Origin of the sequence: Zobellia alginiliquefaciens, from assembly GCF_029323795.1 — a bacterium.
Lineage (GTDB): Bacteria > Bacteroidota > Bacteroidia > Flavobacteriales > Flavobacteriaceae > Zobellia > Zobellia alginiliquefaciens.
The window spans coordinates 4,984,277-5,002,852 of record NZ_CP119758.1 but is presented as its reverse complement, the minus strand read 5'-3'; the positions used below and the strand labels follow the sequence as shown (position 1 = coordinate 5,002,852).

18 protein-coding genes are annotated in these 18,576 nt (G+C 38.2%); 7 read left to right on the top strand and 11 right to left on the bottom strand.

Annotation, left to right across the window (positions count from 1 at the left end; genetic code table 11):
• Positions 1-94 precede the first annotated feature (94 nt).
• Both P0077_RS20605 and P0077_RS20600 read left to right on the top strand, forming a co-directional pair.
• A complete protein-coding gene (locus P0077_RS20605; protein WP_276167074.1) occupies positions 95-1,639 on the top strand; it encodes a hypothetical protein in 1,545 nt (514 codons plus the stop codon).
• A gap of 3 nt (positions 1,640-1,642) precedes the next feature.
• On the top strand, positions 1,643-2,506 hold the full coding sequence (locus P0077_RS20600) for a DMT family transporter (RefSeq protein WP_276167073.1): 864 nt from the start codon (positions 1,643-1,645) through the stop codon (positions 2,504-2,506).
• A gap of 66 nt (positions 2,507-2,572) precedes the next feature.
• On the opposite strand, the gene P0077_RS20595 is transcribed toward P0077_RS20600, so the two are convergent.
• Genes P0077_RS20595 through panB form a run of 3 tightly spaced genes read right to left on the bottom strand, consistent with a single transcriptional unit; the run spans position 2,573 to position 4,692 of the window.
• Positions 2,573-3,118, bottom strand: coding sequence for a DUF4252 domain-containing protein (locus P0077_RS20595; RefSeq protein ID WP_276167072.1), 546 nt, complete (start codon positions 3,116-3,118; stop codon positions 2,573-2,575).
• A 33-nt stretch (positions 3,119-3,151) separates the two neighbouring features.
• Entirely contained in the window at positions 3,152-3,850 is a 699-nt protein-coding gene (locus P0077_RS20590) for an RluA family pseudouridine synthase (RefSeq protein ID WP_276167071.1), read from the bottom strand.
• 23 nt (positions 3,851-3,873) lie between these two features.
• Positions 3,874-4,692 carry a 3-methyl-2-oxobutanoate hydroxymethyltransferase gene (panB, locus tag P0077_RS20585; RefSeq protein ID WP_276167070.1) on the bottom strand — a complete coding sequence of 273 codons (819 nt, stop codon included), beginning with the start codon at positions 4,690-4,692 and terminating at the stop codon, positions 3,874-3,876.
• 148 nt (positions 4,693-4,840) lie between these two features.
• On the opposite strand from panB, the gene P0077_RS20580 reads away from it, so the two are divergent.
• Complete coding sequence (locus tag P0077_RS20580; RefSeq protein ID WP_276167069.1) at positions 4,841-5,308, top strand: nuclear transport factor 2 family protein; 468 nt, start codon at positions 4,841-4,843, stop codon at positions 5,306-5,308.
• A gap of 41 nt (positions 5,309-5,349) precedes the next feature.
• Here the strand turns inward: P0077_RS20580 and P0077_RS20575 are convergent, their stop codons facing one another.
• Positions 5,350-6,813, bottom strand: coding sequence for a Gfo/Idh/MocA family protein (locus tag P0077_RS20575; protein ID WP_276167068.1), 1,464 nt, complete (start codon positions 6,811-6,813; stop codon positions 5,350-5,352).
• Positions 6,814-6,986: 173 nt separating this feature from the next.
• Between P0077_RS20575 and P0077_RS20570 the strand changes: the two genes are divergently transcribed.
• On the top strand, positions 6,987-7,916 hold the full coding sequence (locus tag P0077_RS20570; RefSeq protein WP_276167067.1) for a 3-keto-disaccharide hydrolase: 930 nt from the start codon (positions 6,987-6,989) through the stop codon (positions 7,914-7,916).
• 63 nt (positions 7,917-7,979) lie between these two features.
• Here the strand turns inward: P0077_RS20570 and P0077_RS20565 are convergent, their stop codons facing one another.
• The 5 genes from P0077_RS20565 to P0077_RS20545 form a co-directional block, all read right to left on the bottom strand.
• The gene (locus tag P0077_RS20565; RefSeq protein ID WP_276167066.1) at positions 7,980-8,777 is read right to left on the bottom strand and encodes a DNA/RNA non-specific endonuclease; all 798 of its coding nucleotides are present in this window, start codon (positions 8,775-8,777) and stop codon (positions 7,980-7,982) included.
• A 122-nt stretch (positions 8,778-8,899) separates the two neighbouring features.
• Complete coding sequence (locus P0077_RS20560; RefSeq protein WP_276167065.1) at positions 8,900-9,688, bottom strand: DUF3050 domain-containing protein; 789 nt, start codon at positions 9,686-9,688, stop codon at positions 8,900-8,902.
• A 110-nt stretch (positions 9,689-9,798) separates the two neighbouring features.
• Entirely contained in the window at positions 9,799-10,125 is a 327-nt protein-coding gene (locus P0077_RS20555) for a DMT family transporter (protein ID WP_194527633.1), read from the bottom strand.
• Between the two features lie 45 nt (positions 10,126-10,170).
• On the bottom strand, positions 10,171-11,574 hold the full coding sequence (locus tag P0077_RS20550) for a pyridoxal phosphate-dependent decarboxylase family protein (RefSeq protein ID WP_276167064.1): 1,404 nt from the start codon (positions 11,572-11,574) through the stop codon (positions 10,171-10,173).
• Positions 11,575-11,652: 78 nt separating this feature from the next.
• Entirely contained in the window at positions 11,653-13,080 is a 1,428-nt protein-coding gene (locus P0077_RS20545) for an L-serine ammonia-lyase (RefSeq protein ID WP_276169236.1), read from the bottom strand.
• Positions 13,081-13,375: 295 nt separating this feature from the next.
• Between P0077_RS20545 and dnaK the strand changes: the two genes are divergently transcribed.
• Together dnaK and P0077_RS20535 are read left to right on the top strand one after the other, a co-directional pair.
• Entirely contained in the window at positions 13,376-15,283 is a 1,908-nt protein-coding gene (dnaK, locus tag P0077_RS20540) for a molecular chaperone DnaK (protein WP_276167063.1), read from the top strand.
• A 128-nt stretch (positions 15,284-15,411) separates the two neighbouring features.
• On the top strand, positions 15,412-16,347 hold the full coding sequence (locus tag P0077_RS20535) for a hypothetical protein (protein WP_276167062.1): 936 nt from the start codon (positions 15,412-15,414) through the stop codon (positions 16,345-16,347).
• Positions 16,348-16,380: 33 nt separating this feature from the next.
• On the opposite strand, the gene P0077_RS20530 is transcribed toward P0077_RS20535, so the two are convergent.
• Together P0077_RS20530 and P0077_RS20525 are read right to left on the bottom strand one after the other, a co-directional pair.
• On the bottom strand, positions 16,381-16,809 hold the full coding sequence (locus tag P0077_RS20530; protein WP_276167061.1) for a YybH family protein: 429 nt from the start codon (positions 16,807-16,809) through the stop codon (positions 16,381-16,383).
• A gap of 90 nt (positions 16,810-16,899) precedes the next feature.
• Positions 16,900-17,607 carry a Bax inhibitor-1/YccA family protein gene (locus P0077_RS20525; protein ID WP_276167060.1) on the bottom strand — a complete coding sequence of 236 codons (708 nt, stop codon included), beginning with the start codon at positions 17,605-17,607 and terminating at the stop codon, positions 16,900-16,902.
• A 300-nt stretch (positions 17,608-17,907) separates the two neighbouring features.
• Between P0077_RS20525 and P0077_RS20520 the strand changes: the two genes are divergently transcribed.
• Positions 17,908-18,576, top strand: a complete 669-nt coding sequence (locus tag P0077_RS20520) for a bifunctional 4-hydroxy-2-oxoglutarate aldolase/2-dehydro-3-deoxy-phosphogluconate aldolase (RefSeq protein ID WP_276167059.1) — start codon at positions 17,908-17,910, stop codon at positions 18,574-18,576.

Here is an 18,576-nt window from a genome sequence, read left to right as displayed (position 1 = left end):
CCACCTAGGGCCTGCTAAAAATAGTACAACGTTAAGCTGGTTTTGTGGTTATATAATAAACTGATTTTAAGTAAATTAAATAATAATTTTTACGATGACAAATGCCCACAGAGATGCTTTGTTCGTGCTGGTAAAGTCTCTTTCTAAATCTGAAAAACGTCAATTCAAATTATATGTAGGGCGCTTGGGGGTGAATACGGATGCTAAGTTTTTAGCATTGTTCAACCTTATGGATAAACTTAGAAAGTATGATGAGAAGGCTATTTTAGATAGTGGTATCGTTAAAAAGGCACAATTGTCTAACCTTAAAGCGCATCTTTATAAGCAAATTTTGGTCAGTTTAAGATTGAATCCTGTCAACCAGAATATACGGGTTCAGATAAGGGAGCAGTTAGATTTTGCTACTATTTTGTACCAAAAAGGACTTTATAAGCAAAGTTTAAAAATTCTTGATAAGGCCAAATCTACAGCTATAGAGAATGAAGAAAAGAACATTGCTTATGAGATAGTGGAGTTAGAAAAAATTATTGAGACTCAATACATTACCCGTAGTATACCAGATAGGGCAGATGAGTTGGCTGTACAGGCCAAAGAACTTTCTGCACAGAATGTAATGACCAGCAAATTATCAAACCTATCATTACAACTTTATGGTTTAATGCTTAAAGTGGGTTATGTTAGGAGTGATGAAGATTATAATAGGGTAAAGAATTATTTTGAAACTCATTTACCAAGCTATAAACTAAAGGATTTAGGGTTTAGAGAGAAGCTGTGGTTGTACAAAGCGCATCTTTGGTACAGCTTTTTAACTCAGGATTTTCTTTCATCCTACAAGTATGCCAGTAAATGGGTAGACCTTTTTTATGAGCACGAAGACCAGATACATTTAAACCCCGTTTTCTTCTTAAAGGGGAACCATTATTTGTTGGAGTCTATTTTTTACGTGAAATATAGTTCACACTTTAGAGAGGTTTTAGAGCGGCTGGAAGAAGTAGTGGAGAGCAAAGATTTCCCAAAGAACGATAATATTGCTTCATTGGCATTTTTATATATAAATGCCAACAAGTTGAACCTTCATTTTTTGGAAGGTACTTTTAACAAGGGTTTATATCTGGTTAAAATTATTGAGTATGGCATCAATAAGCATAAGGATAGAATAGATGCACACCATATTATGGTGCTGTACTATAAAATAGCTTGTTTGTATTTTGGTATTGGTGACAATAAGACTTGCATTCAGTACTTGAAAAAAATAATAAACAACAAGAACCTAAAAATGCGTGAAGACCTCATGTGTTTTGCTCGGGTTTTAAGCTTGGTGGCGCACTATGAAGCCGGAATGGATTATCACCTAGAAATTCAATTAAAAAGTACCTATAAGTTTTTATTGAAGATGAACGATCTTCATGCGGTTCAAAAAGAAATGATAAAGTTTCTTAGAAATCTCGGAAACATTTTTCCTAATGAGTTAAAAAACGAGTTTCAAAAATTACATACGGAGCTTAAGAAATACGAAGACCATCCCTATGAAAAAAGAGCTTTCTTATATCTAGATATCATTTCTTGGTTAGAGAGTCACTTAGAGAACAGGCCTGTGGCAGATATAATTCGCGAAAAGGCTATGGCCGTAAAAAGATAACTTTTGGCTTCAAGTACATCGTTTAATCTGGGGAACTTTTTGGAAATTAATTTGGCAATGGTACTTTTAAGTACTTCCGGCCCATTGGGTAGATTTATAGAATTACCAGTGGCGGTAACTATTGGTATCCGATCTATAATAGCACTCATTTTATTGGTGCTCTACTGCCGTTTTAAAGGTATTTCTTTTGGTTTGAGCAGTAAGGATAAAGGGCCAATTATCATTAGTGGTTTTCTTATGGGTATACACTGGTTGGCCTATTTTGTAGCACTTCAAAAGTCTAATGTGGCCATAGGAATGCTTTCCTTGTTTACCTATCCTGTTATCACTGCTTTTTTAGAGCCTTTGTTTCTCAAAACGAAGTTCCAGAAAATGCATTTGCTTTTGGGGCTTTTGGTGCTTTGTGGTATTTATTTTCTGGTTCCGGATTTTAGTTTTGAAAACAGTTATACGGTAGCCATTGGGTTTGGAATATTTTCTGCACTTTGTTATGCTGCGCGAAATCTTATATTAAAAAAACAAGTGAGCAAATACCAGGGTTCGGTTCTAATGGCATACCAAATGGCGATTATTTGCTGTATGCTTATTCCAGCTTTCTTTTATTACGATTTAGAGACAGTACCGAGCCAGTGGCAGGGTTTGTTAGGACTGGCGGTCGTAACCACAGTTTTTGGTCATACCATGTTCGTGAACTGTTTTAAGTATTTTTCCATTACCACAATTAGTATTTTGAGTAGTATCCAACCTGTTTATGGTATTTTAATTGGTGCTTTATTGCTCTCGGAAATTCCGGCTTGGTCTACCGTAGTAGGGGGCTGTTTAATCTTGACTTCGGTGATTGTGGAGAGTGTTCGGTCTTATCGGTGAACCTTTTTTCCTCCTGTGCTTAGATTTTTACAAGACGAATTTCATCATTTTTCATCAAAAATTGATTTAATTCTCTTCATCACCTTCATTGATACCCGGAGTAAACCCACCACCTTGGTACTGATTAATCAACCCATTACCTAACTTTTGAAACTCTTCGTTTTGGGCCATTTGGCGGACTTTTACCGGGTCAAAATCTCCATTGAAATATAGGAAAGAACCATTCTGGTTATTGTTGTTGTATATCAAGATTTCTTTTACGGCGTCCCGCTTTTCACGTATGCTTACTACGTTTCGTTTGAGCTCATCGTTCTTACGGTATACTTCTATAAATGAACTGCCTGTTATACCGTTCATTTGTTTGTTGAGAAACTCTGTTTTGGCAGCTGTAGTACTGGGGAAAGACATGTAGCGCAAGTCTTTGGTGTTCCCAACGAGGGATTTCATTTCAGGAGATATACCGCTAATGAGCGAGAGCATAAAACGAGGTACATGTACCGCCGTAACATGGTCATCTTCTTTGTGGGCATCGTAAAAGGTATCTATTGAGTTATAGGTTCTGCAAGACGCAAGCAGTACAAGACTGCAAATGAATAGTGTTCTTTTAATCATGGTTGTGTGTTTATACAGTTAAATATACTGTTTTTAACAACAAGCGTTCCAAACTGGGTCTTCTGGCGGTGGGGCCAAGATTTCTATAGGTTCTTTTTTAACGGGATGTACAAACGAAAGTTTGCGTGCATGCAGATGTATACTGGCATTGGGGTTGCTTCGGTCAAAACCGTATTTCAGATCCCCTTTTATAGGACAGCCAATAGCTGATAATTGTGCTCTTATTTGATGATGACGCCCGGTGTGTAAATCAATTTCAAGTAGATAATAACGATCCAGTTTTTTGATCACCTTGTAATCTAATATCGCTTTTTTGCTTTCGGCTACTTCCTTGATATGTGCGTAAGATTTGTTTTGTTTGTTGTTTCGTTTTAACCAATGCGTAAGGGTGTCCTCGTTCTTTTTAGGTTTATTTTTTACAATGGCCCAATAGGTTTTTTTTGCCTCTTTTTCTGCGAACAACTTGTTAAGGCGCGGTAATGCTTTTGAAGTTTTTGAAAAAACCACAATACCTGATGTAGGGCGGTCTAAACGATGGGCAACACCCAAATAGACGTTGCCTGGTTTGTTATATTTTTCTTTGATATAGAGTTTAACAACTTCGCTTAAAGGCATATCTCCTGTTTTATCACCTTGAACAATATCTCCAGGTCGCTTATTAATAGCGATTAGATGATTGTCCTCAAACAAAACCAAGAGATTATTGGGATTAGAAAGTACCTTTTGGGCCACTAGAGCAAAGTTTTAAGATGAAATTAATACTGCTCGTCGTCGTTCGGAAAATCTTGGCTTTTTACATCCGTAACATACTGCGAAATAGCAGAACCCATTTCTTCATAAAGGTTCATATAACGACGTAAAAATCTGGGGTTGAACTCATGTGTCATCCCCAGTAGATCATGAATTACCAGCACTTGACCGTCTGCATGCTTTCCACCGCCAATACCTATGGTAGGAATGGAAATACTTTCGGAAACTTTTTTCGTCAATGCAGCGGGAATTTTTTCCAATACAATGGCAAAACAACCTAGTTTCTCAAGGAGTTTGGCATCTTCTATCAATTTTTTTGCCTCCTCTTCTTCTTTGGCGCGAACTGTATAGGTGCCAAATTTGTAAATGGATTGTGGCGTAAGTCCCAAATGCCCCATAACCGGGATACCGGCATTCAATATTCTTTTAACGGATTCTTTAATTTCCACTCCGCCTTCCAATTTTACGGCATGCGCACCGCTTTCTTTCATGATTCTAATAGCGGAGCGGAGTGCTTCTTTAGGGTCGCTCTGGTAGCTCCCGAAAGGGATATCTACCACCACCAAAGCTCTTTCTACTGCGCGGATAACGGAAGTGGCATGGTAAATCATCTGGTCCAGTGTAATGGGCAAGGTAGTTTCATGCCCGGCCATAACGTTACTGGCAGAGTCTCCTACAAGAATTACGTCAACATTGGCGGAATCAACAATTTTGGCCATAGAATAATCATAGGCGGTGAGCATAGATATCTTTTCGCCGTGTTTTTTCATGTCCACTAGAGACTTGACCGTTACTCTTTTGTATTCTTTCTTTGCCGTTGACATAATAGTTTTGTTTTGGAGGGATAAATGTAAGGAAAATGTTGGGTTTACGGGCTATATGGACAATGCTTCTAAGTTATGACGGTCCCATAAATTTTAAAGTACTCGTTTTAAGCCGAATATTCACTAAGTTTGATAAAAATCGAATACTATGAAATGCTTATTCACCTTACTATTCGGCTTTCTTACCATTGGGATTTCTGCTCAGAATACGGAAGAATTGGCCGTTCAGAAAACCATTGAAGCCTTTTTTAATGGGTTTCATCAACAAGATTCCCTTCTCATAAAAGAGACGGTGTCCAAAGATGTTGTCATGCAAACCATTGCTCAGGACGAAGCTGGAAATCCGTTAGTGAAGACGGAAGAATTCTCAGGCTTTCTTAAATCTATTGTTGGTATACCAGAAACCACAAAGTTTGAAGAAATACTAAATAGTTTTACCGTTCAAATAGACGGCCCCATGGCTCATGCTTGGACGCCTTATACCTTTAAAATAAATGATACTTTTCACCACTGTGGGGTGAATTCGTTTCAATTGGTCAAAGATGCCCAGAAAAAATGGCAAATTGTCTACCTTATCGATACAAGAAGAACAGAAGGTTGTGATGAGGCAAAATAAAAAGACGGATTGTAAAACCCGCCTTTTAAATTAAAATTTCTCTACACCTTAAAACCATCACGATAGGTTCTGCCAACAAATTGGTTGGCCTCCTCTAAATTGGTGATGCGCATGTTTTCGCCATCCCACAATAATTTCTTGCGGGCGTAGAAATCCATTTTTCCGTTGCTGTCTTCTTTTCGTAATAAGTAACTTCTAATGGCCAAGTTACCCATCAGTACCGTTTCTGTCATTGGGCCGGCATAATCGAAAGAGGAAGTTAAACCTTTATGTTCTTCACTACCAAAACCGGCTTTGCAAGCATCTACCCATTTACGTTGGTGGCCGTATTCCGGCTCATCGTTAGGTTCCGTTTCCGGACCAAAATCGGTTGTGCCATCGTTGAGATATAATTTGGGGGTCAGCGGACTACTATCATTAATATTGGTGGAGATAATTCCTTTTTCACCAATGATCAGGACACCATTGTAACTTCCCGGACCACCGATATCATTGTTCGCAGGGATAATATCTGGATGCGAAGGTCTAATGCCTCCATCGTTCCAGGTCATTTCTATTGGAGTTTTAGTTTTTTCCGTCGCATCAAAATGAAGCGTAATGAACGAGGAAGCTGGGCAACCTTCCGGATGATAGTCGGCATTCCACATTTGGGAATAGACGGAGCTTACGCTAGCTTCAGCATCGGTAGGATATTTTAATCCCAACGTACGGAATGGAATATCTATCAAATGACAACCAACATCTCCTAATGCTCCAGTTCCATAATCCCACCAGCCTCTCCAGCTAAAAGGGTGTAGGTTTGGTGTGTACGGTTTGTCGGGTGCAGGCCCTAACCAAAGATTCCAATCTAGGCTCTCCGGTTTCAAACTGGGGTCAGCTGCTTGCATAGCACCACCTTGTGGCCATACAGGACGATTGGTCCATACTTGAACTTTAGAGACGGCACCAATAGCACCATCGTCAATCCATTTTTGGACCATGCCCAGAAGGGGATTTGAGCCTCCTTGATTTCCCATTTGACTTACAATTTTATTGTCTCGGGCCATTTGGGTAAGAATTCGAGCTTCACGAATGTTGTGGGTCATGGGTTTCTGTACATATACATGAATACCTCTCTCCATAGCATATTTTGCGGCTGGGCCGTGTATGTGGTCAGGAGTTGAAATGGTTACCGCGTCAATACCTTTTTCCTTATCCAGCATTTCCCTATAATCGGCATACAATTTAGCTTTTGGAAAATTCTCGATTGATTTTTTTGCAGAACCGGCAAAGTCAACATCACAAAGTGCTGCTACTTTTTCGCGTCCGTTTACAGAAGCATTAAAAATGTCACTGCTTCCTTTGCCACCGGCACCAATAGCAGCTAGATTTAAACGGTCGCTAGGGGCTAAATAGCCAGCGCCACCTAATACATGTCTGGGGACGATAAAAATTGAGGAAGCAATAGCTCCTTTTTTAATGAATGATCGTCTTGATGTTGTTGAGGAGTTTTTTTTCTCTTTCATTAGATTGTTCCTTTGGTTTTATGTTGTGAATGGTGTTTAAAGTTACTTAAAAATTAAAGACATAAAATAAAAGTTAAACTCTGTTTGCAGTGTTGTGATTGCTTAAAGAAATTCATGTGTAAACGTTATGTATTCCCTATATTTATCAATTGGAAAAATTTAAGAATAAGAATATGGGATTGAAATTGTTTTCGGCCATGGCAGGTGTTATGCTTATGGCAATGGGTTTAAATGCACAGGGGGTAAAATCTTTAGAAGGAAAGTGGGATTTGGTCATTCAAAAAGACGGAGAAGAATTACCGTCTTGGTTAGAAGTTAAACATTCCGGTACCAATACTTTGGTAGGTCAGTTTGTTTATGCCTTTGGTAGTGCCAGGCCTATTGCTGAAATAGAAGTAAAAAACGATATTTTTACTTTTAGTATACCCAAACAATGGGAGCCGGATGGAACTGATATGACCTTTACCGGTTCTTTAGATGGCGAGGAACTGAAAGGAACCATGATTTACACAGATGGTAAACCGTATAGTTGGACGGCGGTGAGAGCACCTAAATTAAAATATGTTGAAAAAGCAAAATGGGGTAAAACTAAGGACCTTTTTAACGGGAAGGATTTAAATGGATGGAAAGCCATGGGTGAAAACCAATGGGTGATTGAAGATGGTGTTCTTTCTAGTCCAAAGTCTGGAGCTAATTTAGTTTCGGAAGAGAAGTTTAAAGACTTTAAGTTACATGTAGAGTTTAAAGTGCCACCAGGGAGTAACAGTGGAGTTTATCTAAGAGGTCGCTATGAGGTGCAGATTACAGATGATAAAGGTTCTGACCCATCTAGTGTTTTGTTTGGGGGTATCTACGGATTTTTAACGCCAAATGAAATGGCGGCTAACGATGCTAGTGAATGGCAGGAATATGATATTACGTTAATTGGCCGTCGTGTTACTATTGTTGCTAATGGAAAAACAATTATCAATGACCAAAACATACCGGGAATTACTGGAGGTGCATTAGATAGTAACGAAGGAGAGCCGGGTCCGTTTTTGATTCAAGGTGATCACGGTCCTATTAAGTTTAGGAAATTTGAAGTGACGCCAAGAGTAGAGTAGAGGTGGATTGATACTATTTAAAAAACGCTCACTGTTTGTGGAACAGTGAGCGTTTTTTGTTTATTACCATTTTATATCCTCAGTATGAATTAGAGGTTTTCGTTCTGTTGGAATAATTGAATTTAAATCAAACTCATTGACTTGGTGAATGGCCTCATCAAAAGTAAAGTTGCATTTGGTTTCTATCTCGGCAGGTGCTACTTCATATGTTTTAAAAGCCTCTAAATCTAGAAAAGATAACCGGGTTAAATCCTGGGTAAGGATAAAAGATTTTGTTTTGAGCGCACCGTTTTCTTCGTAGAGGACAGTTTTGTAAAATTCTGTTGGAATCTTATAACCTCTATATAGGCGATCGTCTTCATGAAAGATACATCCGCCAATAATACTGACACGAGACCGGTCCATGTCTATTTGGTCGTAAAGCGAGTTTTCTAATTTTCCCCAAACACCACCTTTTCCACTTTGGTTGAAACTATCCATTTGTGGAGCAATGTTAGTGAAAACAAAAGAATCTGAATTTGCTTTTTTTGCTTCGTCATAATCGCCCCAATTCAAATCTACACGTCTGGCTAGGTGACCACGGTCTAACGGATTGCTTTTATACAATTGATTCCCAGCCTGACTTTCGGATGGTATTCTAGTGTCCTCAAAAAAGCCGACACCCTTTCTGGGAATGCGTTTAAGGTTGCGACCATCTATATTCCATGCTACCCAAATTGCAAATTTGGTCTTACTGCTAAGTGCAACTGAAAAATGGGTGTAATCTATAACTTCCGAGCCCTCTAACAGAAAAGCATCTTCTAAATTATTTAAAGTGGGAACCTGTATGTTAGTGCTTAAAAATTCAGTATCAAATGCCATGGGAGGGTTTTTGTATTGTTAATGTTAGCATGTCAAAAATGCGAAACATAGCAATACGGTTGCTGTTAGCTATTTTAAATTAAGATTATTTTTTAGGTTTGAATTATACTTTGAAATGTTGGTTACGCATTTTTGAGTTTTGCGTTATTGATGTTTATTTCTTCCGAAATCGCATCCCAAAGTTCAATTCTTTTGGTCAATGCTTCTTTGGCGACGGTTAAGGTCTCTTGCCATTTAACATCGTCGTTGCCGCAAAGTTCGGATACCATTTGAAGTGAAAGTGGACCATGTTCGTCACCATCCAATTCAATATGCCTTTCTAGGTAATAGACAAATTTATTGTATTGTTGTTGCTCTCCATCGGCACTTTTGAGCACTTCCATAAACATATCAGGTATAACATCTTCACGTCCAAAAGTAAATGCAGAAGCTACTAGATGTGGTTTTTGGGTGACAATAATTTCAAAAGAAAAGCGAACAAAGTCCGCCACTTTTTTAGAAATGTCAGTTGCTGTTAAAGCAGAATCAACTGTTTTACCTTCAATCAAAAGATTAATAAACTTGTCAATTTTGGAGGTATTTGCACCTAATTGATGCATGGCCTCCAAGTACATTTCAAAATGACTTTTAGGCTCGTTTAATTCGTTAATATCACTTTCTTCACCGTGCACAATTTCATTGATGAAACGAGCAAGAATTGGATTTTTACTAGGAATCCAAGGGATGCTAACATTTGTTAAGGAAATTTGTAGCGACTTTAAAAGTGACATGAAATCCCAAACCGCAAAGGCATGATTTTCCGTGAAAACCCTTATGTCATCTATGCTGTTAAGATTTTTATATAGTGGGTGGTTTTGAAGTTGATCTCTTAAACCTTGTATTTCATTTTCGACCTGTTCTATCCTTTTCATTTATTTCTGTTTTTGGGGAACAATTTTGTTTCAGTTGATTGCAATATAATATTTTGAAGTATTTAACTACAATAATTGTTGTATTATATTAATTAAAATATTGACGTTATCTAATGCGCAACATATTTGAGACCGACAATTGAACCAATTAGTGTAATGATAAAGAAAACCCTCCAAAAGTTGGCGGGGTCCTTAAACACCAAAATACCCAATAATACGGTGCCAACGGCTCCAATACCCGTCCAGACTGCATAAGCCGTGCCAATAGGTAGTGTTTGGACTGCTTTTATTAACAGAAGAAAGCTAATGGTAGAGCAAATAAGAAAACCACCGTACCATAAGTACATGTCCGTTCCGGTTGTCTCTTTAGCTTTTGCCAGACAGAAAGCAAAGGCTACTTCAAACAGCCCTGCAATGATAAGCATGATCCAATTCATAAATTATTCGTTTTTACAAGGGAGAATATCTAAATATTTCTCTTTTTAAATATGAGAAATTACATTTAGCATTTCAGATTTTATAATATCAATATCCGACGCGCTTGTACGCCAGTTTACAAAAGAGGCTCTTATGCCAAAGGTATTTTTATATTTTGTAGGAGTCATATATACTGATCCAGATTTATTTAAAGTATCTAGAAAAGAGTAAACCCTAGCTTGGCTAGTATCTGATTTGAGAGTGAAACAGACATTGTTTAGCCGCGTTGGCGCAAGAAGTTCAAAGGAATTGTTTTCTTCTATGAAATTGCTAAAAAGTTGAGCCATGTCAACCGCATTTTCTACAATATATCTATATCCTTTTTTACCATATGCCGTAAGAGAAAACCAGGCAGGTAGGGCTCTTAGTCGCCTTGAATTTTCCGATAAAAAATTGAGATAATTAAAATTTTCTGATGGGTCACCTAAGTACGGGGCATTGGAGTTTTGAAAAGTTTCCATTTGTAACTTGCTATGCTGTTTCTTTACGAAGAAAACTGCACTGTCATAAGGAACATTTAACCATTTATGACAGTCTACGGTAATACTATCTGCTTTGTCCCAACCTTCCGTTAGATGGTCGTACTTTGGTGAACAAGCGGCAAATCCGCCAAAAGCCCCATCAATATGCCACCAAAAATTATAATGTTCTTTGAGCTCGGCTATAGCTTTGAAATCGTCAAAATCAGCTGTGTTTACAGTGCCGGCACTAGAGATTAGAATAAACGGATCTCCGTTAAGGGCCTCAATATTTTTCTTAAGGTCTTGTATGTCTATCGCTTCACGATTACCTTTTATGGTTTCTATTAAAGTATAGTTTTTGCTGCCAATCCCTAACATGGAAAGGCATTTTAAAGCAGAAGAGTGTGGCGTGGCCGATAGAATGTTCAGTTTCCCATTTATTCCGTCCTTCGCAAAATCCTGGCCCATTTCTTTTCCTATCCACTGCCGGGCTACTCCTAAGCAGGTAAAATTTGACATTGTAGCACCAGAAACAAATCCGCCTAAAAAATCATTGGGCAATTGAAATAAATCTAACATTAATTGTATGGCAGCATGTTCAATTTGTACCGAAACATCTCCTTGCGAATTTACTGTCTGAGGATTTTGATCATAAATTGTGGCAAGCCAATCGCCCATGATGGAAGCTGGTGTAGTACCGCCCACTACATACCCTAAGTATCTTGGGCCGGAAGCTCCAACAATTTGGCTTTCCCATTTTTCTTTGAATTGTGCTAGTGTTTCCAGACCACCAATACCTTCTTCATTAAGGTTCTCATTAGTAATGGGTGGAACAGTTGTAGAAGTTTTTCTTTTATCTAAGTACTGTAAATATTCAATACCCTGAAGTTTTGCCTTTTCAAGTAACGTTTCAAAATTGATTAGGTCTTCTTTTAAAAAATGCTCCATTTTAAGGTGTAATTATATATCAAAAGTACGCTGACTTAATTTATTTAAAGATGTGGAATGGAAGAAAATACTGCCCCATTAACAGTCACTCATATTAATACCGATTGCTAGTCCACCTTCTGAAGTTTCCTTATACTTGGAGCTCATGTCTTTAGCCGTATTCCACATGGTTTCTACAACCTTGTCCAAAGGCACCTTGGCATCGTTTGGGTCTGAGCCTAAAGCTAGTTCCGCCGCATTGATCGCCTTTATGGCACCCATGCTATTGCGTTCTATACAGGGAATTTGTACAAGTCCGCCAATTGGGTCGCACGTGAGTCCTAGGTGATGTTCCATCGCAATTTCTGCAGCCATCAGTACTTGTTCAGGTGTACCGCCCAGCAGCTCGGTAAGAGCGCCGGCCGCCATAGCGCTAGACACACCAATTTCTGCTTGGCAACCACCCATGGCTGCGGAGATAGTTGCGCCCTTTTTAAAGATGCTACCGATTTCACCGGCAACGAAAAGGAATTTTTTAATGTGCTCAAAATCGGCCTCGTGGTTTTCAATAACTAAATAGTACATGAGCACGGCAGGAATAACTCCGGCACTACCATTTGTGGGAGCGGTCACCACACGGCCCAAAGAAGCGTTCACCTCGTTAACGGCAAGAGCAAAACAACTGACCCATTTTAAAATCTGGCGAAATTTTACCTCGGTATTCCGTATGGTGGTCAACCAAGTTTCGGGAGAATCGTAATTGGTAGAATTACCTAAAAGGTTTTTGTTGAGTTCAAAGGCGCGACGGGTAACATTCAATCCGCCAGGGAGTTTACCTTCTGTATGACAGCCAATGTACATACATTCTAACATAGTGTTCCAAATGTGATGCAGTTTCAGGTCTATTTCGGAATCGGAGCGTAACGAACGTTCGTTTTCAAGGACTATCTCAGAAATACACTTGTTTTCACTTTTGCAATAGGCCAATAGTTCCGTTCCTTTTTGAATAGGATAGGGAAAACTGTCAAAAGTAGCGATGTTACGTTTGGCGTTCTTTCGTTCTTTAACAACAACAAAACCGCCACCAATAGAGTAGTAGGTATTCTTTTTAGTCTTTCCGGATTTTAAGATGGCTTCAAATTGTAGTCCGTTGGCGTGAAACTCTAAAAACTTCTTATGGAATAGAATATCATTCTCTGGGTTAAAAGGAATGGATAAAGAATTTCCAAAGTTCAAAACATGGTTTTCTTTAATATCCGCAACAATAGAGTGTATGTGCTCAACAGGAATTTCAACAGGGTCGGTACCGGAAAGCCCTAACATAAAGGCATAATCCGTAGCATGGCCTTTACCTGTCAATGATAAAGAGCCGTACATGTGCACCCTAATACGGGTTACTTCATTAAAAAGTCCGGAACCCTTAAGCTCGGCAATCCATCGTTCCGCAGCACGCCATGGTCCTAAGGTATGAGAACTAGAAGGGCCTAGGCCAATCTTAAGCATATCAAAAATACTAATAGACTCCATCATAAGTATATACTCAATTTGTGGTATAAAGATAGATAAAGGATACTTCTGGCAAAGGAAAAATAAAGCGTAGAAAAACGGTCCTGTCACTAATTTTTTCAGAAAAGTAAGCAGGAGTATCCTACTTATTTATATCAAATTGTCGCCTTTTACAATAGAAACTGCTGTTTATGGCGTGTTCAGAGCTGCTTGTAAATGTAAAAATGACATCATGTCAGGTTGCCGTTGGTTGGCATATTGTTTGACAATTAGTAATCGATTATAAAAATTAGCACTAATATTTAAAACATATAGCATGAGTAAAATTATAGGTATTGACTTGGGTACTACCAACTCCTGTGTTTCCGTTATGGAAGGTAACGAACCGGTAGTGATCCCTAATGCAGAAGGAAAAAGAACTACGCCATCTGTGATCGCATTTGTAGAAGGTGGTGAGATTAAAGTTGGTGATCCGGCAAAGAGACAAGCGGTAACTAACCCTAATAACACTATATATTCTATTAAGCGTTTTATGGGTAACAAATTTTCAGAGTCTAGTAAAGAAGCTGAAAGAGTACCTTATAAAGTAGTAAAAGGTGATAATGACACGCCACGTGTAGATATTGATGGTCGTTTGTATTCACCACAAGAGCTTTCTGCAATGATTCTTCAAAAAATGAAGAAAACGGCAGAAGACTATTTAGGACAAGACGTTAGCCGTGCAGTAATTACTGTACCAGCTTACTTTAACGATGCACAGCGTCAAGCCACTAAAGAAGCAGGTGAGATAGCAGGTCTTACTGTAGAGCGTATTATAAACGAGCCTACCGCAGCTTCTTTGGCTTACGGTATGGACAAAAAAGATACAGATCAGAAAATAGTTGTTTTTGACTTTGGTGGTGGTACACATGATGTATCTATCCTAGAGTTGGGTGACGGTGTTTTTGAAGTATTGGCTACTGATGGAGATACACACTTAGGTGGTGATGATGTTGATCAAAAAATTATTGATTGGTTGGCTGATGAATTCAACAAAGACGAAAGCATTGACTTACGTAAAGATGCTATGGCATTGCAACGTTTGCGTGAAGCTGCCGAGAAAGCAAAAATTGAATTGTCTTCTTCAGCACAAACGGAAATTAATTTACCGTATGTAACGGCTACCGCTTCAGGACCTAAGCATTTGGTTCGTACACTTACTAGAGCCAAGTTTGAGCAATTGATCGAAGATTTGGTAAAACGTACTATTGAGCCTTGTCAGACTGCACTTAAAGCTGCTGGTCTTTCTAAAAGTGATATTGATGAAATTATCCTTGTAGGTGGTTCAACAAGAATTCCGGCTGTTGTTGATGCTGTTGAAAAATTCTTTGGTAAGAAGCCTTCTAAAGGGGTGAATCCAGATGAGGTTGTAGCTATTGGAGCAGGTATTCAAGGTGGTGTTCTTACAGGTGATGTAAAAGATGTATTGTTATTGGATGTTACTCCGTTGTCTCTAGGTATTGAGACTATGGGTAGTGTAATGACAAAGTTGATCGAAGCGAATACTACGATTCCTACCAAGAAATCTCAAGTATTCTCTACGGCAGCGGATAATCAGCCATCAGTGGAGATTCACGTATTGCAAGGTGAGCGTCCAATGGCTTCTGATAACAAGACAATAGGTCGTTTTCACTTAGATGGTATTCCACCAGCACAAAGAGGTACACCTCAAATTGAAGTGACTTTTGATATTGATGCGAACGGTATCATCAAAGTTTCTGCAACGGATAAAGCTACAGGAAAATCTCAGGACATTAGAATTGAAGCTTCCTCTGGTCTTACAGAAGAAGAAATCAAGAAAATGAAAGCTGAGGCAGAAGCGAATGCAGAGTCTGATAAGAAAGCAAAAGAGACTGCCGATAAGTTGAACGAAGCTGACGGTATGATTTTTCAAACGGAAAAGCAACTTAAAGAATTTGGTGATAAATTATCAGAAGATAAGAAAAAGCCGGTTGAAGAAGCTTTAACTGAATTGAAAGCAGCATATGAGTCTAAAGACTTAGCTGTTATATCTCCAGCTTTGGATAAAATCAATGAGGCATGGAAAGTTGCATCTGAAGAAATGTACAAAGCGCAAGCTGAAGCACAACAAAACGGTGCGGCTCCTGAAGGTGATACTGCTTCTGCAGAAGAGCCAACAGAAGGCGATAACGTTGAAGATGTAGACTTCGAAGAAGTTAAGTAAACATATGCGCTTAGCGCTATAAATAATTAAGACCCGCTCAATTTCTATAATTGGGCGGGTTTTTTTCGTTTTGTCGATTTGGTACGGCTTTTGTTTTCAGTTGCCAGAATATCAAGTAGTTTTGTAGTATGGTGAAAAAATTCTTGTTTGTATGTATGGTATGGGGAATGTCTTCCGTGGTATTTTCTCAAGACATAGAGATTTTTAAAGTATCCGATTTTAATCTGAAGGGAAATGTGAAATCGTGTTTCGTAATTACCGATTATGGTAAAGAGGAATATTATTTTAATTTGAATGGATTTTTATCTAAGTCAGTTACACGGTATAACGATACGGACCACGAAACCACCTACTATAAATATGAGGATGGGTTTTTAAAAGAAAGAAGAGTAGAAAATTATTCTGATGGTGCTTTTGATTATGCCACTTCTATCGCCAGTTTTTATGAAGTTGATACGGTAGGCGGTAAAAAGATAACAGAGAATATAGTTTCTTACGAGAAGGAGCTTATAGAAAAAAATGTCTATTCGTATAATGATGAAGAAAAGCTAATAAAGCTTGTTCGTACGAACACCAGTGGTATAGATGAGAACAACTTTGAGTATAAAAATACGGACAGTTTAAGTACGGTTGAACAACAGGTGAACGGTGTTATTTTTAAATTAACCACGGCCACTCCTTTAATGGAGAACGGAAGGAAGTTTAAAAAAGTAGTTTTAGAAAACTATATGGAGGGTAACCTCACCTCAAAAACTGTTGAGGTTTTTAATGAGAAATATGAATTGACCATGCTAAAGGAGTTGATGTATGATAGCTCTACCAAAAAATGGATTCCGCAAAATGAAGAGCGGTATCAATATGATGAAAATGGCTTCTTAACCACGGTCAAAACACAAAAACGATTTGGCGTTTTAACTCAAGAATATATTTATCAGTTTGATGGTACACCAGCGAATAACTGGGTAAAAAAAATTATAACACCCAATAACACCTACACCACACGGCGCCTAAAGTATTATTCTACTGCTCCTACGGTTAAAGTTTTAGAAGAAGAGAAAAACTAGAAGTTTAATTTCTGGATTTTCAAGAGAAAGGTATTAACAAGAGGAATCTGCAATAATTTTCCATTTGCCATCTATCTTCTTAAAAATAATCATGAAAGTACCATTGGCATCCCCTGCTTCTCGGGTCAAAAAGTACTGTCCCATTACGTAATATGAGTCTTCAGTGATTTTGGTAATCTGGTCCACTTTAAAATTCAGTTTTCCGGTATGAGCCTTAGTAGGATACCCTTTTTTATAGTTACCTAAGGTAGTTTGCCAACCCTTTGTGATTTTGCCACCGCTATAATACGTAAGCTCATCAGATTTCCAATAGCCCTGCATAAACTTTTCTAAATTATGGTCGGACCATGCTTTTTCTTGCTCGTCCAGTATATTCTGTATGGTTTCAATGTCGCTATTTTGTGCAGTTATAGAACCAAATGCAAACAAAAAAATAAGTAAGAGGGTCTTTCCACTTTTCATAGGATAACAGGGGTTAGGTGAAATGGAAAGATAAAAAAAAAGCCTCTTAAAACAACAGAGACTTTTCACTTAAAAATAAACACTTACTTTTTAATCTCTAGAAAGAATACTTAAGATATACCAAAATAAAAGCATCAAGCTTGCAAAAAGGCCAAGTGATGCAGCAACGTGCTGGTTTGAATTATATTTATGGACTAGGTTTGAGGTTTGGTACAATATAGAACCAGATGCCAGTACTACCATAGCGGCACTAAACCAAAGGCCTAGGTTAAAACCAAATAGGATACCTGCCACGATTAAACCGAGTGCAATGGCAAACCCAACAGCTAAAATCGATTTAAGAAAAGAGAAATCTTTTTTTGTCAAAAATACTATTGCCGAGAGTCCTGTAAACAATGATAAAGTCATAATTGCAGCTTGATTAAGAATACTCATGGACCCTTCATCCGTAGCCATTATAGCTATAAATATTAACGGAATGAATATAAAGGCTTCTGCAATAACATAAAGTATGAGACCTACATAGTGTAAGTTCGTATTCTCGCTCTTCAAGGCAAGGCGTTCGGCATAATTTGTAATTAGCATAAACCCGCCCAACATTATTAGCCAGCTATAACCGCCAGTAAGGGAAAGGGCGAGATTCAGGACGGCCGGTATTTGAAAAAATAAAGTTTCTACAAGAATAAAAAGTAAAACTGCACCTGCTAGGTGAGTGTAGGTTTTTCTATAAAAAGAAGCGCGTTCAACATCGGTAAGCATACTTACCATTTGGGTATTTGTGGTTTGGTGGTTTTCCATTTTATTGGTTTTTATGAACAACAAATGAAAGCAAATTTTAATGTGTGATTCTTAATTTTTGTTCAATGGTCATATTATTCGTTTTTTTGAATAAGGTCAAACAATTATGTTGATAGTCGTGTGATTTGTTATATCTCAAAAGCAACACATATTGTTAAACACATTCTATACCCACTAATTGATAGCCAATTATGGTTGATTAATTTCAAGGAAACCTTAGTTTTGTGTCGGTCGAAAAAAATATCACCTATTTTTACGAACAAATGATACAAGAAAAATAATTAACTATAAACTATAAATATGGCTCAGTATTCAAGAATAGAGGTGGCATCCGTTATGAAAGAAAACGGTATGGTACCATTATTTTATCACCCAGATGTAGAATTGGGTAAAAAAGTTTTAAAAGCATGTTATGATGGCGGCTCACGTTTAATGGAGTTCACCGCTCGTGGTGATTTTGCTTACGAGGTCTTTTTAGAATTGAATAAATATGCGATAAAAGAACTTCCCGGAATGATTATGGGTGTAGGTTCTATCACTGATGCAGCTGCTGCAAGTTTGTTTATGCAAATGGGTGCGAACTTTATTGTTACTCCATCTCTTCGTGAAGATATTGCTATTGCTTGTAACCGAAGAAAAGTACTTTGGTCGCCAGGTTGTGGTTCTTTGGCGGAAATTAACCGTGCGGAAGAAATGGGTTGTGAAATCATTAAACTTTTCCCAGGATCAACTTACGGGCCAGGTTATGTGAAGGCTATAAAAGGTCCGCAACCATGGACGAGCGTTATGCCAACAGGAGGGGTTAGCACAGATGAGGCTAACTTAAAAGGTTGGTTTGATGCGGGTGTAACCTGTGTAGGTATGGGCTCTCAGCTCATTAGCAAAGATATTCTGGCCAACAAAGATTATGCTGGCCTAGAAAATCGTGTGAGAGAAACCCTGGCGTTGATTAAAACGTTAAGAGCTTAA

Excerpts from the sequence above, each read along its gene's own strand:
- P0077_RS20605 (WP_276167074.1), top strand. The coding sequence starts at position 95 with ATGACAAATGCCCACAGAGATGCTTTGTTCGTGCTGGTAAAGTCTCTT.
- P0077_RS20595 (WP_276167072.1), bottom strand. The coding sequence starts at position 3,118 with ATGATTAAAAGAACACTATTCATTTGCAGTCTTGTACTGCTTGCGTCT.
- panB (WP_276167070.1), bottom strand. The coding sequence starts at position 4,692 with ATGTCAACGGCAAAGAAAGAATACAAAAGAGTAACGGTCAAGTCTCTA.
- P0077_RS20580 (WP_276167069.1), top strand. The coding sequence starts at position 4,841 with ATGAAATGCTTATTCACCTTACTATTCGGCTTTCTTACCATTGGGATT.
- P0077_RS20575 (WP_276167068.1), bottom strand. The coding sequence starts at position 6,813 with ATGAAAGAGAAAAAAAACTCCTCAACAACATCAAGACGATCATTCATT.
- P0077_RS20570 (WP_276167067.1), top strand. The coding sequence starts at position 6,987 with ATGGGATTGAAATTGTTTTCGGCCATGGCAGGTGTTATGCTTATGGCA.
- P0077_RS20565 (WP_276167066.1), bottom strand. The coding sequence starts at position 8,777 with ATGGCATTTGATACTGAATTTTTAAGCACTAACATACAGGTTCCCACT.
- P0077_RS20560 (WP_276167065.1), bottom strand. The coding sequence starts at position 9,688 with ATGAAAAGGATAGAACAGGTCGAAAATGAAATACAAGGTTTAAGAGAT.
- P0077_RS20555 (WP_194527633.1), bottom strand. The coding sequence starts at position 10,125 with ATGAATTGGATCATGCTTATCATTGCAGGGCTGTTTGAAGTAGCCTTT.
- P0077_RS20550 (WP_276167064.1), bottom strand. The coding sequence starts at position 11,574 with ATGGAGCATTTTTTAAAAGAAGACCTAATCAATTTTGAAACGTTACTT.
- P0077_RS20545 (WP_276169236.1), bottom strand. The coding sequence starts at position 13,080 with ATGGAGTCTATTAGTATTTTTGATATGCTTAAGATTGGCCTAGGCCCT.
- dnaK (WP_276167063.1), top strand. The coding sequence starts at position 13,376 with ATGAGTAAAATTATAGGTATTGACTTGGGTACTACCAACTCCTGTGTT.
- P0077_RS20535 (WP_276167062.1), top strand. The coding sequence starts at position 15,412 with ATGGTGAAAAAATTCTTGTTTGTATGTATGGTATGGGGAATGTCTTCC.
- P0077_RS20530 (WP_276167061.1), bottom strand. The coding sequence starts at position 16,809 with ATGAAAAGTGGAAAGACCCTCTTACTTATTTTTTTGTTTGCATTTGGT.
- P0077_RS20525 (WP_276167060.1), bottom strand. The coding sequence starts at position 17,607 with ATGGAAAACCACCAAACCACAAATACCCAAATGGTAAGTATGCTTACC.
- P0077_RS20520 (WP_276167059.1), top strand. The coding sequence starts at position 17,908 with ATGGCTCAGTATTCAAGAATAGAGGTGGCATCCGTTATGAAAGAAAAC.